This window comes from Roseicyclus sp. (assembly GCF_018402035.1).
Taxonomy (GTDB): domain Bacteria; phylum Pseudomonadota; class Alphaproteobacteria; order Rhodobacterales; family Rhodobacteraceae; genus Roseicyclus.
Window position 1 is genome coordinate 85,162 of record NZ_JAGYJN010000005.1, and the last position, 14,324, is coordinate 99,485.

The window sequence follows — 14,324 nt, forward strand, 5'->3', positions numbered from 1 at the left end:
TGTTACAGCACACCTTGATCGCGCAGCGCCTGTTCGGCTGCGGGGTCGACCCACCAGAAATCAAGGAAGCCGATGCCATAGGGCGGCAATTCCTCGGGGTAGCGGTAGTGATTGTAATAGGCGGCCCAGACGTTCTGGTTGAACCATTGCGGCACGCGGATACGGTACGCGCGCAACACCCGGTCAAGCGCGCGGGTCGCTGTTTCCATCTCTTCGCGGGTTTCGGCGCGGATCACGCTTTCCAGCAATTCATCAATCACCGGATCGGCAAGTCCCGCGACGTTGAACAACGATTCGTCGGCACCAAGTGAGCCGAAATATTGGCGCAAGCCGCTTCCCGGTTCATAGCCCATCGGGAAATTGCCGGTCAGCATGTCAAAATCGGCGTCGCGCTGGCGTTGGTTCATCTGCGCCCCATCCACCCGCGTCAGCCGCGCATCGATGCCGATGGCGCGCAAATTCTCGACATAGGGGTTGATGATGCGGTCAAACAGCGGTGAGGCATTGAGAAATTCAACCGCGAGCGTTTGGCCAGCCGCATTGCGCAAAAGCCCGTCTGCGCCGGGTGTCCAACCTGCGGCCTCCAACAATGCGGCGGCGCGGCGGGCCTGCGCGCGGTCAAAGGTCCGCGCGACATCCGATGGTGGGGTCGCAAAAGGCGCATCGGTAAAGACCTCATCGGGCAAACGTCCGCGAAACGGCTCGAGCACGGCAAGCTCTGCGCCCGACAAGATGCCCGTCGCCTCAAGATGGGTGTTTTCCCAAAAACTGTCGATTGGCGCGTAAAGCCCGTAGAACAGCGTTTGGTTTGTCCATTCAAAGTTGAACATCAGCGCGATGGCCTCGCGCACGCGGGGATCTTGGAACTTTTCGCGCCGCAGGTTGAAGATAAAGCTTTGGCCGCTTGCGATCACCCCTTGGGGTATTTCTTCGCGAATGACGATGCCGTCGGTCAGACGCGGGAAATTGTAGCTATTGGCCCAGTTTTGCGAACTGTTTTCCTGACGGAACAGGTAGTTTCCGGCGGTGAACCCCTCGAAGGCGGCGATGGCGTCGGCGTAGTATTCCACGCGAATACGGTCGAAATTATGCCGCCCCTGATTGATCGGCAGATCGCGCCCCCAGTAGTCGGGATTGCGCACAAAGACGGTCGAGCGGCCCGGATCGACCTCGCCCACCACATAGGGGCCGGAACCCGTCAGCGGTGTCAGTCGGCTATCCGAAAAGGGCAGGCCGCTGGCCTCATGGCTGGCGCGGCTGAACACCGGCAAACCGCCCGCCGCCTCGATCCGGCCGCGGAGCTGGCTGTCGGGGTTGAAATCGAAACGGATGCGCCGGTCGTCCAGAACTTCGGCACTCGCAAGGGTCAGGGGGATGCTGGCCCGAAAACTCGGCAGCCCCTCGTCGCGCAAAATCTCGTAGGAGAACAGCACATCATCGGCGGTGACGGGGCTGCCATCGGAAAACTGCGCCCCCGCGCGCAGGGTAAAGATCACATAGCTGCGATCCTCGGGATAGGCGATTGTCTCGCACAAGAGGCAATAGCTTTCACCGATGGTGTCCGATGTCCCCTCCAGCATCGATTCAAAAAAGATCGAGGCCAGAACTGCCGGATTGCCCTGATTGGTGTAGGGATGCAGCGAATCAAAGCTGCCACCGCCGCTTGACCAGCTCATCGACATTTCACCACCCTTTGGCGCGTCAGGGTTCACATAAGCCAGATGCGCGAAGTCAGCCGGATAGGTCAGATCGGCGATGCCAAAGGTTGCCACCGCATGGGTCGTGATCAAACCATCTTGCTGCGCATCGGCGCGCGGGCTGCCCAGCGTCAAGGCCAAGGCGGCAATCAAGGGAACCGACATGGCGCGGCAAATCGAAAAAGCGGCTGCATGGTGTTCGGTCATCTGGATCTCCGGACAAAATCGCATGGTTGTGCTTGTGGTATATTTGGGTCGGATCACGTTAGTGACCAGTGCCATCTCGGTTCAAGTTGAGATTGCGTGATCGCGCGCCCCAGCCGCAGGCGCAAAACGAAAAAGGCCGCCCAGATCGGCGGCCCCTTCCCTGATCCGATGATGCGACCTTACTGGAAGGTCGCAAGATAGGCGATCAGGTTTGCACGATCTTCAACTTCGCGCATGCCGTTGTAGGACATGGAGGTGCCGGGCGCGTAGCCACGGGGGTTTTCCAAGAAGCCGGACAGGTTTTCCGGTGTCCAATCACCACCGAGCCCCGCAAGCGTGGCGGAATAGTTGAACCCTGCGGCCGCACCCTTTGCCCGGCCTACGACACCATGCAGATAGGGGCCAACGCCATTGGCACCGGGGTTCAGCTGGTGGCAAGCACCGCATTGACGCCAAAGACGCTCACCCGCTGACGCATCGGCGACGGCATAGACATCGGCAAAGGCGACCTCGATCACCTCTTCGACGACCTCTTCTTCGCCGCCATCGTCGACGAGGATGGCATAGCCCGCGACGTGATCGTCACCGTGCTTTTCGATATTGTACAGGCTCTCAGCGGCCCAGCCGCCCAACAAAAGCACCAGCAATGCGCCGCATACAGAGGCGAAAGCCTTGGTGATGGTCATGGTGTCGAACATGGTTTTCCCATCCGTCTCGCAATTTCCCGCGTATCTATGGGGTTTCACCAACACATGGCAAGGTGTAGGGAGCGCGACGAAACGCCCCCATCGAAAGGTTTGTCATGAGCGAGCGCATCGCATTTCAAGGAGAGCCCGGCGCCTATTCGCATCAGGCCATTCATGATGCACGCCCCGGCATGGAGGCGCTGCCTTGCGCCACTTTCGAAGATGCCATCGCCGCCGTGCAATCGGGGCAAGCCGTGCAAGCCATGTTGCCCGTGGAAAACACCACCTATGGCCGCGTGGCCGATATTCACCGACTGCTGCCCTCCTCGGGGTTGCATATCGTGGACGAGGCTTTCGTGCGGGTTCACATCAACCTGCTTGGGGTAAAGGGCGCAAAACTGGGCGATGTGACCGATGCTTGGTCGCATCTTGTGCTTTTGCCCCAATGCGCGGGCTTTTTGCGCAAACATGGGATCAAGGGACAGGTCAGCCCCGATAATGCCCGCGCCGCGCGCGATGTGGCGGCATGGGGTGAGCCAAGCAAGGCCGCGCTTGCCTCGGAATTGGCGGGCGAGATTTATGGTCTGGATGTGCTGGCCCGACATATCGAAGACAGCGACACCAACACGACGCGGTTCTTGATCATGGCGCGCGAACCCGATCTGGCGCGGCGCTCCGATCACATGATGACCACTTTCGTCTTCCGCGTCCGCAATATTCCGGCCGCTCTTTACAAGGCGATGGGTGGGTTTGCGACCAATGGCGTGAACATGACCAAGCTGGAAAGCTATATGGTCGATGGCTCGTTCACCGCGACGCAATTCTATGCCGATATCGAGGGCCACCCCGAGGATGACAACGTCAAGCTGGCGCTTGAGGAACTGGCCTATTTCACCAGCTTCCTGAAGATCCTCGGCACCTACCCCGCCGCATCGGTCAGGGATTGACCGCGCCCGCCGCGAACAGGCGTGCCATGGCGGGATGGGGGAAATCGCGCGCGGCGGTGATGGCGTAAAACCGCTCGACGATGCCAAGATCGCCCGGTGCTTGCATGATCATGCCAGCGGCGATCTCGTCCTCCAGCACCACGCGGGGGGCGAGGGCCACGCCCACATCCTGACGCGCCAACAGGCGCACCATCGCCATGTCGTCAACCTCGGCCACGATGGTGGGGGTGATCCCAGTGCGCGCGCAGTAAGCATCAAACCCCGTCCGGATCGAGCTTTCGGTGGGCAAGATCACCGGTTGATTGGCCAAAAGCCAATCGGCGCTGCGCCCCGCAATCCGGCTTGCACGACCCACCAAAGCCACGGGCTGGGCGGCAATATGGCGGGCATGCAAACCCGGATAGGCCATGGCGTCATGCGGTTCGGTCGACAAGACCACATCAAGTGCCAAACCCGCCAAACGCGGCAGCAACACAGCCGCCGAGCCCGAGACCAGCGCCAATGGCACAGCATCGGGATCAGCCGCCAGAACAGGCCGCAGAAACTGAAGCTGAAAATTGCGCGACAACGTGGATAGCGCGCCGATGCGCAAAGGGCGCGCCCGCCCCGCGCCATCGCCCAGAACGCTCAGTAATTCTTCGCCTGCGCCAAAGATCCGCTCGGCGTGATCCAGCGCGATGCGCCCAGCCTCGGTCAAGATCAACTGCCGCCCGCGCCGCGCAAAAAGCGCATGCCCAAGCCGTTCCTCAAGCTGCCGGATCTGCGCCGACAGCGCCGATTGCGACAGGTTCAGCCGTTCGGCCGCGCGGGTCAGATGCCCCTCGCGCGCGACCTCGCGGAAATAGCGCAGATGGTGGTAATTCAGCCGATCCATGATGCTGTAAAATAGAACGATCCACGCTGATTGAAAGATAAATCAGATCAAATTCCGATCACCCAATCCGCCAGCGCGATCCATAGCGGGATGGACAAGATCGCCACCGGCGTGCCGATCCCGGTCGATGTGCCGACATAAGCGCTTGGGTTCGCCTCGGGCAGGGCCGCGCGCAAGGTGGGCGGGCCAGAGATGTCGGAACTTGACGCCGCCATCACCGCCAAAAGCACCACGCCGCCCGCCGAAAACCCGGTCAGGTGATGGGCGACAAGCCCCGCACCAAAACCCAGCAAGCCATGCGCAAGCGGCCCCGCGATCCCGTAAAAGACATAGGCATGCGCGACTTTGCGCATCTCACCCAGACGCGCCCAAGCCTCCATCCCCATGATCAGCATCAGGATCGACAAAAGTCCCCGGAAAAGCGGTTCGTAAAAGCTGGCGTAGACCTGTTCCGGCCTGCCCAACAGGCCGATGGCCAAGCCCAAAAGTAGGGCCGAGATGGCCGGGCTTTTGAGCGTGTCGGTCAAGATCTCGCGCACGATCCCGTCGCCATGCGCACCGCCCATCGTGACTGTGGCCGCCCCCCCGCCAACCGGCATGGCGACAGCGGCGCGCGCCGCACTCATCCGCGCCAGCAAGATCGCCGTGACCAGCGCCGCGATATCCATGAAGGGGTAAAGCGCGCCGATAAACCCCTCGTAAGCAATGCCTTCGGCGTCCAGCATGACCATCCCCGCCGCAAGCGTCGAGGCCGAGACAGCACCGAAAAGCCCCGCGGTCGCCATCCCATCCATTCGGGAAACACCGCGCGTCCGCGCCAATGTGCGCGACCCAAGCAGCACGATGGCCACGCCCACCAATGCAGCCGCAATCGCGGGCACGGCCAGCGCGATCAGATCAGCCTCGCGCACCGAAATGCCAGCGCCAAGCCCCACCTTCAGCAGCAAGACCAACACGATGAATTGATAGACCGGCGCGGGCACCGAGAGCTTGCTGCCCATCGCTGCCAGCATCATGCCGCCGATCAGAAAAGCCAGCGTCGGCTTTTGCAGCTGCGCGACCAGCGTCGCGGTGATGTCAAACAGCATGTCCATGGCCCAATCCCCAACAAGCACCCAAACTTGTCGGGGGATATGCCGTGTGAAAGCCTGAAATAAAAATACAGCTTATGCGCTTTTCGTTCTGAATTATCGAACGATCAGCCCATCAACCAGCCGATCCCCCAAAGGGTGGCCATGCCCACGACAATCGCCCAGATCGCGTTCTTGGTCCAAAGCCCGACGGCAAGCGCCAAGCTGGCGGCTGCGATGCGACTTGGGTCCATCTGACCGCCCGTTGCCTCGGGCCAAAGCACCAAGGGCGTGACCATCGCGGGCAAGATACCCACCGCCGTATAGCGCAGGTGCCTGAGCAGCCAAAGGGGCAAGGCCCGGTTGCCCAAGATGCCCAGAAACGAAAAACGGATCACAAAGGTGCCCGCACCCAGCGCCAGAATGATGATCCAGATCTCGGTCATCGTATAGTTCACGGCCGCGTCCCCATCCGGCGCTCGACCTCGGCCCCGACCATCATCGCGATCAGACCAGCAAGAAGCAGCCAGAGATTCCACGGCAAAAAGCTGAGTAAGATCGCCATCACGATGGATGTCACCGCCGCCGCGACATGGGCCAATGTGCGCAAGGCAGGCGTAATCAGCGCGATAAAGGTGATCGGCACCGCGAAATCGAGCGCAAGCGCAGGCGGGATCGCCTCGCCCACCACGATGCCCAGCGCCGATGCGCCGATCCAGACCGGAATGATGGGGGTGGACGCGCCAAAGAAATACGCGGCTTTGGCCGCCGTGCTTTGGCTTGGGGCCGCCTCGTAATCGGCATGGGACAGGGCATAGGTCTGATCGACATTCATATAAGCGATCAGCGCCCGCTGCCACAGCGGCGCGCGCCCCAGATGCGGCGCGAAAGAGGCCGAATACATCGCCATGCGCAGGTTGATCGCCAAGGCCGAGGCGATAACGATCAGCGTTGGCGCATTGTCTTGCATCAGTTGCAGCGCCGTGAATTGCGACGCACCCGCAATGACCAGTACGGTAAAGCCCATGACTTGGGCCACATCAAGCCCCGCCTCGGTGCCGACAACGCCGAACAACAGCCCAAAGGGACCGACCACGATGGTGAACGGCAGCGCCGCGCGAAAGCCGCGCCAATAAGCGGTTCTGGGGGTGGATGCAGTCATGGGATGGGTTAGGTTCCGGTCTCTCTGGCGATAGCCATAGGCGAGGTGCCGGGGGGATGCAATTCAGCGCTGCGCGATGCAAAAGTCACCCGTCAGATCGGAAAGGGAGCGGCGATGCGCATTGATACCGTGATCATGGTCGATTGGTCGGCCCGCTCTGCCCCTTCGCCTGCGCGCCCGACCAAGGACGCAATCTTCGTGGCCGAGCATACGGGGCGCGAGGGACATGTCACCTATTGCCGGACCCGCGACGCGGCGACAGAGCATCTGACAGCGCGGTTTCAGGCCGCACTTGCCGAAGGGCGGCGGGTGCTCGCGGGTTTCGATTTTCCTTTCGCCTATCCGGCGGGTTTTGCCACGGCGCTGACCGGGCAGGACGACCCCTTTGCGGTTTGGGAATGGTTGGCCGCAGCGGTCACGGATGACGCGCGCAATGCCAATAACCGCCTCGATGTCGCGGATCAGATCAACGCCCGCTTTGACGCGCCGGGGCCGTTCTGGTCGCACCCCACGGGCAAGACCCCCACCCATGTACCCTTTCGCAAACCGCCCCATCTGGGCTTTCCCTTCGCCGAGCGGCGGCAGGTCGAGATGGTGGCGAAAGGGGCGAGCACCTGTTTTCAGCTTTTCGGCAATGGCGCTGTCGCAAGCCAGACGCTTGTGGGCCTGCCACGGCTGCACGCGCTCAAGCAACATTTCGGCGCGGCGCTGGCGGTGCGTCCGTTTGAGGATCGCCCGGCCCCGATCCTTTTGGCGGAGGTTTACCCTTCGATCCTGTCAGCCGAGATCAAGCGCCGCCAACGCCCCGGCGAAATCCCCGACGCCGCACAGGTGCGCGTCTTGGCCCAAGCCTTTGCCGCGCTACCGCCCGACAGGCTGGATGCCATGCTGCGCGAAGGTGATCGCATCGAGGGCTGGATTGCCGGGCTAGGTCACGCCGATGAGATGATCGCTGCCTTGGGCTAGGGGCGGAAAACCCGGGTTTTCCCGCCAGAAAAACACGTGTTTTTCTGCCCCCTCAGTCAAAGGTACCGGCCGCGCGGCCCAAAAGCATGAAGGCGCGCGCGGTGCGGGTATTGGCCAAAGCCACGATATCGGCATCCGTGGCGTTACGCTCAAAGGCCATGAAGGTGCGGTCGAAATGGCGCAAAAAGTGATGCACCGCATCCCGAAAAACAGGGTCTGTCTTGATCCGCCCCGCCGCCAGCGCAAGCGATGAGCGGTCATGCACGCCACCCAGAGCTGCCACCGCGCGCCCCCGTTCGCCTTGTGCGAAACGGCGCCAAACCTCAGGGCGGGCATGGTCGGGTGCAAGATCGTCCATGTAGATGCCATCTTGGCTGAGAAGCGTCAGCACATCTTGGCTGGCGCGCACCAACCGCTCGCTTGCGCGATCCTCCAAGGCGCGGCGCAGGGTGCGAAACCCCTCTTTGTCATGCTCATCTTGCGGGAAGTTCAGCGCTTGGATGAAATCGGCCATCGAAATCGGCGGCCGTTCAACCGGCGCGACAAAGGCAAGGCCGGGTTGCGGTGCTTCGCTCACAGCTGTCGCAATAGGGGCGCGCGCTGCGATCGGCGGGTGCGCGCGCTGCGAGGCGAAAACGGCCTGCTCGCCTTGTGCGGCAACGATCCGGCTTTGGACCAAAGCATCCAGCTTTGCCACCATGGCGGGTTTGATCTCGATGCTGTCTTGCGGCGCTTGCGCAAGCTGCTTGGCGCGCATCGCGTCGATCTCTGATTGCAGGCGCGCAGCCTCAAGGCGCAGGGCGTGCATCGCCCGTGCCGTGCGCGCCGCAACCGAGATCAAGGCCACAGGCATGGCAAGAAACACGACATCGACCAGCCATTGCGCGATGCCGCCCTCTTCTGCCGCATCGCCACGCCCATAGACCAAGGCCAAGACCAGCCAAGCAAGGGTCAAAATACCCGCGATAATCTCGATCGAGGTGATCCGCGGCATTGGCTCTTCCCGGGCGCTGAGGCCCGCATCCAAAAGGACAGTTTTATCGTCGTCACGCATCCGGCCAAACACAATCCACACAAAGGGCCGGCCACAAAAGGGCCAAGCTTAAAGATAGGTGACCGAAACGATCTCGTAATCCTTGTCGCCACCCGGCGTCTTGACCTCGACGCTATCGCCCTCGTCCTTGCCGATCAAGGCACGCGCCAAGGGCGAGTTGATGTTCAGAAGGCCCTTTTCGATATTCGCCTCGAATTCGCCAACGATCTGAAAGGTCTTTTCGGCATCGTCCTCGTCGACAAGCACGACGGTCGCGCCGAATTTGATCGGACCAGACAGCGTCTTGGGATCGATCACATTGGCCCGGCCAATCAACCCTTCAAGCTCCTTGATCCGGCCCTCGATGAATGACTGTTTTTCCTTGGCGGAATGATACTCGGCATTCTCGGACAGATCGCCATGCGCGCGCGCCTCGGCGATGGCCTGAATGATGGCCGGACGCTCGACGCTTTTGAGGTGCTTCAGCTCCTCATTGACGGTCTTGTAACCGCCGGGGGTCATTGGGATCTTATCCATGAAAACGCCTTGATGTCTGGAGGCAACGCAACTTTTGAAGGCCGAGGTTAGGGCCGATTGCAATGCGGTTCAACGGGGAAGGTGGCGATGCTCAATTTCCGCTGGAAATCCCCGCGCTTGCATCGACCGCGATGGTGATGCCGGTGGTGCCACGGGGTTCGGGGCGCTCGGGGATGCCATCGGCCCCACAAGCGGCCAGCATCGCCAAAAGCGCAGCAGATAGGCAAATCCGGGCATGGCTCATGTCAGCATCTCCTTCCAGCGGGCGATCTGGGCGCGCACCTGTGCGGGTGCCGTCCCGCCATAAGAGATGCGCGAGGCAACCGAATTATGAACGCCCAGAACGGCAAAGACGTCATCTGTGATGCCTGCGTGCACGCTTTGCATCTGCGCAAGCGTCAGATCGGGCAGATCGACACCCGCGCCTTCGGCCATCGCGACAAGGCTGCCGGTGACATGATGCGCCTCGCGGAAAGGAAGGCCCAAGATCCGCACCAGCCAATCGGCCAGATCGGTGGCGGTGGAAAAGCCCGAACCTGCGGCACGTTCCAGCGCCTCGCGGTTGGCGGTCATGTCGCGCACCATGCCATCCATCGCGGCCAAGGCCAGCATCAGGTTGTCGGCGGCATCAAAGACCTGTTCCTTGTCTTCTTGCATATCCTTGGAATAGGCCAGCGGCAGACCCTTCATCACCATCATCAGCGCGACATTGGCCCCGAAAATCCGCCCGATCTTGGCGCGGATCAACTCGGCCGCGTCGGGGTTTTTCTTCTGCGGCATGATGGAAGAGCCGGTGGTGAAACGATCCGACAGCCGCACGAAACGGAACTGGGCCGAGGACCAAATCACCAATTCCTCGGCAAAGCGCGACAGATGCATCGCACAGATTGATGCGGCCGCCAGAAACTCCAGCGCGAAATCGCGGTCCGATACCGCGTCAAGCGAATTGGCCATGGGCCGGTCGAACCCCAAGGCGCTAGCAGTCATGTGCCGGTCGATGGGAAAGGATGTGCCCGCCAAGGCCGCCGCCCCAAGCGGCGATTCGTTCATCCGCGCGCGCGCATCGATGAACCGCCCCCGGTCGCGCGCCAGCATCTCGACATAAGCCATCATGTGATGGCCCCATGTCACGGGCTGGGCGGTTTGTAGGTGGGTAAAGCCGGGCATGACCCAATCGGCGCCCGCCTCGGCCTGTGCGAGAAGCGCGCGCATCAATGCCTCAATCCCCGCGATGGCCGCATCGCATTGATCGCGCACCCAAAGGCGGAAGTCGGTCGCCACCTGATCATTGCGCGAGCGCGCGGTGTGTAGCCGACCGGCCGGTTCACCGATGATCTCTTTCAGCCGCGCCTCGACATTCATGTGAATGTCTTCAAGCGCGGTCGAGAATTGGAACGCGCCCCCCTCGATCTCTGACAAGACCGTGAGCAGCCCTTTCCGGATCGCCTCCACATCGCTATCACTCACGATACCCGTGGCCGCCAACATCGCCGCGTGGGCGCGGGAGCCGTCGATATCCTGCTTGGCCAGTCGTTGATCGAAGCCGATCGAGGCGTTGATCGCCTCCATGATCGCGTCTGGGCCAGCGGCAAAGCGGCCGCCCCACATGGCGTTGGTCTTGGTGTCGGTCATGGGTGTCGGCCCTTGGAGGAATGCGTGATGAACCGTCTAATGCGATCTGTCTTGCTCTACCTTGCCACGGGCTTGGGTGCAAATGCTGCGGCGGCGCAAGACCTGTCCGCCTATCTGACCGGCGAGATGCGCGGCCTTGTGATCCATGAGGCACCGGTCGCGGCCTCCAGCTTGCCGTTCTTGCGCGTTGATGACAGCGAGGGGTCGCTGGCCGATTACGCGGGCCAGATCGTGGTGCTGAATTTCTGGGCCACATGGTGCGCCCCCTGCCGCGAGGAAATGCCCTCGCTGCAAAACCTACAAACGGCTTTGGGCGGTGAGGATTTCACTGTCGTCACGCTGGCCACCGGGCGCAACCCGCCGCAAGCCATCCGCCGCTTCTTTGAAGAAATCGGGGTGAGCGACCTGCAGCAATATCGCGACATCAACCAGCAGATCGCGCGCGAGATGGGAGTGTTTGGCCTGCCCATCACGGTGATCTTAAACCGTGACGGGCAAGAGATTGCCCGGCTGCGCGGCGATGCCCATTGGGACAGCCCCGAGGCGCTGGCCCTTGTGCGCGCGGTGATCGACCAGCCCAAGGGCTAGATCGCCCCCTATTCCGCCGCGTCCAGATAGGTCTCCAACGGCGGGCAGGTGCAGATCAGATGCCTGTCGCCATGCACGTTGTCGACCCGGTTGACGGGCGGCCAATACTTGTCGACACGGAACGCACCGGGCGGGAAACAGCCCTGTTCGCGGCTATAGGCGCGGTCCCAGTCGCGGATCAGATCCTCCATCGTGTGCGGCGCATGGCGCAGCGGGCTGGCCTCGATTGCCATGCGGCCTGCCTCGACCTCGGCGATTTCGGCGCGGATGGCCAGCATCGCGTCGCAAAAACGGTCGATCTCGGCTTGGGTTTCCGACTCGGTCGGCTCCACCATCAAGGTGCCCGCGACGGGCCAGCTCATCGTTGGCGCGTGAAAGCCGCAATCCATCAAGCGTTTGGCGATGTCATCCACGGTGACACCCGCCTCGGCAAAGGGGCGCGTATCAAGGATACATTCATGCGCCACCCGACCGCGCGCGCCCTTGAACAGCACCGGAAACGCCCCCTCCAGCCGCTTGGCGATGTAGTTGGCGTTCAAGATCGCCACCTTGGTCGCCCGCGTGATCCCCTCACCGCCCATCAGCCGCACATAGGCATAGGAAATCGGCAAGATCGAGGCCGAACCATAGGGCGCGCCCGACACTGGCCCCATCGCGCCCCCGGTTTCGGGATGGCCCGGCAAATAGGGGGCCAGATGCGCCTTGACCCCGATGGGCCCCATGCCGGGGCCACCACCGCCATGCGGGATGCAAAAGGTCTTGTGCAGGTTCAAATGGCTGACATCCGCGCCCACATCGCCGGGCCGCGACAGCCCCACCATCGCGTTCAAATTCGCACCATCGAGATAAACCTGCCCACCAAACCTGTGGGTGATCGCGCAAACCTCGCGCACCGTTTCCTCGAACACGCCATGGGTCGAGGGGTAGGTGATCATGCAGGCGGCCAGATTGTCGCCCGCCGCCTCCGCCTTGGCGCGGAAATCCTCAAGATCCACATCGCCGTTCTCGGCCACCTTCACCACGACGACCTCCATCCCGCACATCTGGGCAGAGGCGGGATTGGTGCCATGCGCCGACACCGGGATCAGGCAGATCCGACGATGCCCTGCCCCGCGTGCCGCATGATAGGCCGCGATGGTCAAAAGCCCCGCATATTCGCCCTGCGCGCCGGAATTGGGTTGCATCGACATGGCGTCATAGCCGGTGATCTCGCACAATTTCGCCGACAGATCGGCCAGCATCTCGGCATAGCCCTGCGCCTGATCGGCGGGGGCAAAGGGGTGCAGGCTGTTGAATTCGGGCCATGTGACCGGCATCATCTCAACCGCCGCGTTAAGCTTCATGGTGCACGAGCCTAGCGGGATCATCGCCCGATCCAGCGCCAGATCGCGGTCCGACAGGCGGCGCATATAGCGCATCATCTCCGACTCGGCCCGGTTCATGTGAAAGATCGGATGGGTCAGGTAAGGCGTCGTGCGCAGCATCGCCTCGGGGATGGCTGGTGCCGTGACAGGTGCCACCAGCGCCACATCAAAAGCCGCGCAAACGGCGGCAAGATGCGCCTCGGTCGTGGTTTCATCGACGGAGATTCCGATCCGGTCACGCCCCACATCGCGCAGGTTGACCCCCCGCGCCACGGCGGCGGCCATGATCCGGCTTTGCCGATCACCCACGGACAGCGTCAGCGTGTCGAAAAACGCCGCCGCCTCGGGCATATATCCGCCCGCGCGCAGGCTTGCGGCCAGCCGCGCCGCCTTCAAATGCACGGCTTGCGCAATCGCGTTCAGCCCCTCCGGCCCGTGAAACACGGCATAGAAACTCGCCATCACCGCCAAAAGCGCCTGCGCCGTGCAAACGTTCGAGGTGGCTTTCTCGCGCCGGATATGCTGCTCGCGCGTTTGCAATGACAGCCGGTAAGCCTTGTGACCATGGCTGTCGATCGAAACACCCACGATCCGCCCCGGCATGGCGCGCTTATGCGCATCGCGGCACGCCATAAAGGCCGCGTGCGGCCCGCCATAGCCCAAAGGCACGCCAAAACGCTGCGCGCTGCCCACGGCGATATCGGCCCCCATGCTGCCCGGATCGCGGATCAGCGTCAGCGCCAAAAGATCGCTGGCGACAATGGCGATGGCCTTATGCGCATGCAGCGCCGCGATCTGCGCGCTGGGATCGGACAGGCCACCGAATGTGCCCGGCACCTGAAAGATCGCGCCAAAAACCGCACCCGGTTCAAGCGTGACGGGATCGCCCACGATCACCTCGATGCCCAAGGGCTCGGCCCGTGTGCGCATCACCGCGATATTCTGCGGATGACAGTTCTCATCGATGAAGAACGCCCGCGCCTTGGTTTTCGCCACGCGCTCGGCCATCACCATCGCCTCGGCGCAGGCCGTCGCTTCATCCAAAAGCGAGGCATTGGCCACCTCCAGCCCGGTCAGATCGGCCACCATCGTCTGGAAGTTCAACAAGGCCTCTAGCCGGCCTTGCGCGATCTCGGGCTGATAGGGGGTATAGGCCGTGTACCAGGCCGGGTTTTCCAGCACATTGCGCTGGATCGCAGGTGGCGTATGGGTGCCATAATAGCCCTGCCCGATCATCTGAACCATCGGCTTGTTGCGGCCTGCGATGGCGCGCATATGCGCAAGCAACTCCGCCTCCGACATCGGTGCCCAATCAAGTGCGCGTGCCTGCCTGATCGCGGCGGGCACGGTCTCATCGATCAACGCATCAAGGCTCTCGGCCCCCACCACCGCCAGCATCGCGGCCATCTCGGCGGGCGATGGGCCGATATGGCGGCGGTTGGCGAAATCGGTCGGATCATAGGCGGTCGGCGTCCAAGGCATGTTGATGGTCCTATCAGGGCGCGCAGGGGCCGGGGCTCCCCTGCTTCTCTGTTTCAAAAATATCCCGGGGGAGGCGCGG

At 62.3% G+C, this 14,324-nt stretch carries 14 protein-coding genes; 3 read left to right on the forward strand and 11 right to left on the reverse strand.

Annotated features, from left to right (window positions below):
* Positions 1 to 2: 2 nt before the first annotated feature.
* Positions 3 to 1,904: an extracellular solute-binding protein gene (locus tag KG698_RS09900; protein WP_300983497.1), complete on the reverse strand. Its 1,902-nt coding sequence runs from the start codon at positions 1,902 to 1,904 to the stop codon at positions 3 to 5.
* A 179-nt stretch (positions 1,905 to 2,083) separates the two neighbouring features.
* Positions 2,084 to 2,602, reverse strand: a complete 519-nt coding sequence (locus tag KG698_RS09905; protein WP_213685411.1) for a c-type cytochrome — start codon at positions 2,600 to 2,602, stop codon at positions 2,084 to 2,086.
* Between the two features lie 104 nt (positions 2,603 to 2,706).
* Between KG698_RS09905 and KG698_RS09910 the strand changes: the two genes are divergently transcribed.
* On the forward strand, positions 2,707 to 3,537 hold the full coding sequence (locus KG698_RS09910) for a prephenate dehydratase (protein WP_213685412.1): 831 nt from the start codon (positions 2,707 to 2,709) through the stop codon (positions 3,535 to 3,537).
* Here the strand turns inward: KG698_RS09910 and KG698_RS09915 are convergent.
* The 4 genes from KG698_RS09915 to KG698_RS09930 all read right to left on the reverse strand — a co-directional run bounded on the left by KG698_RS09915 (position 3,527) and on the right by KG698_RS09930 (position 6,643).
* On the reverse strand, positions 3,527 to 4,411 hold the full coding sequence (locus KG698_RS09915; protein WP_213685413.1) for a LysR family transcriptional regulator: 885 nt from the start codon (positions 4,409 to 4,411) through the stop codon (positions 3,527 to 3,529). The two genes, KG698_RS09910 and KG698_RS09915, sit on opposite strands and share 11 nt — an antisense overlap.
* Positions 4,412 to 4,458: 47 nt before the next feature.
* The gene (locus KG698_RS09920; RefSeq protein WP_213685414.1) at positions 4,459 to 5,505 is read right to left on the reverse strand and encodes a sodium-dependent bicarbonate transport family permease; all 1,047 of its coding nucleotides are present in this window, start codon (positions 5,503 to 5,505) and stop codon (positions 4,459 to 4,461) included.
* 104 nt (positions 5,506 to 5,609) lie between these two features.
* Positions 5,610 to 5,939, reverse strand: coding sequence for an AzlD domain-containing protein (locus KG698_RS09925; RefSeq protein ID WP_367114071.1), 330 nt, complete (start codon positions 5,937 to 5,939; stop codon positions 5,610 to 5,612).
* Positions 5,936 to 6,643 carry an AzlC family ABC transporter permease gene (locus KG698_RS09930; protein WP_213685415.1) on the reverse strand — a complete coding sequence of 236 codons (708 nt, stop codon included), beginning with the start codon at positions 6,641 to 6,643 and terminating at the stop codon, positions 5,936 to 5,938. Before KG698_RS09930 ends, KG698_RS09925 begins: the two co-directional genes overlap by 4 nt.
* Before the next feature lie 114 nt (positions 6,644 to 6,757).
* Between KG698_RS09930 and KG698_RS09935 the strand changes: the two genes are divergently transcribed.
* Entirely contained in the window at positions 6,758 to 7,609 is an 852-nt protein-coding gene (locus KG698_RS09935) for a molybdopterin guanine dinucleotide synthesis (RefSeq protein ID WP_213685416.1), read from the forward strand.
* Positions 7,610 to 7,661: 52 nt separating this feature from the next.
* Here KG698_RS09935 and KG698_RS09940 read toward each other — a convergent pair whose 3' ends face one another.
* The 4 genes from KG698_RS09940 to argH all read right to left on the reverse strand — a co-directional run bounded on the left by KG698_RS09940 (position 7,662) and on the right by argH (position 10,811).
* A complete protein-coding gene (locus tag KG698_RS09940) occupies positions 7,662 to 8,603 on the reverse strand; it encodes a hypothetical protein (protein WP_213685417.1) in 942 nt (313 codons plus the stop codon).
* A gap of 108 nt (positions 8,604 to 8,711) precedes the next feature.
* Positions 8,712 to 9,179 (reverse strand): transcription elongation factor GreA, encoded by a 468-nt coding sequence (greA, locus tag KG698_RS09945; RefSeq protein ID WP_213685418.1) that lies wholly within the window; start codon positions 9,177 to 9,179, stop codon positions 8,712 to 8,714.
* A gap of 91 nt (positions 9,180 to 9,270) precedes the next feature.
* Positions 9,271 to 9,423 (reverse strand): argininosuccinate lyase, encoded by a 153-nt coding sequence (locus tag KG698_RS09950; RefSeq protein WP_213685419.1) that lies wholly within the window; start codon positions 9,421 to 9,423, stop codon positions 9,271 to 9,273.
* The gene (argH, locus tag KG698_RS09955) at positions 9,420 to 10,811 is read right to left on the reverse strand and encodes an argininosuccinate lyase (RefSeq protein WP_213685420.1); all 1,392 of its coding nucleotides are present in this window, start codon (positions 10,809 to 10,811) and stop codon (positions 9,420 to 9,422) included. The genes KG698_RS09950 and argH overlap by 4 nt, the downstream gene beginning before the upstream one ends.
* Positions 10,812 to 10,838: 27 nt before the next feature.
* Here argH and KG698_RS09960 point away from each other — a divergent pair, with 27 nt between their 5' ends.
* Entirely contained in the window at positions 10,839 to 11,399 is a 561-nt protein-coding gene (locus KG698_RS09960) for a TlpA disulfide reductase family protein (protein ID WP_213685421.1), read from the forward strand.
* A gap of 8 nt (positions 11,400 to 11,407) precedes the next feature.
* Here KG698_RS09960 and gcvP read toward each other — a convergent pair whose 3' ends face one another.
* Positions 11,408 to 14,245: an aminomethyl-transferring glycine dehydrogenase gene (gene gcvP, locus KG698_RS09965; protein ID WP_213685422.1), complete on the reverse strand. Its 2,838-nt coding sequence runs from the start codon at positions 14,243 to 14,245 to the stop codon at positions 11,408 to 11,410.
* Positions 14,246 to 14,324: the final 79 nt, after the last annotated feature.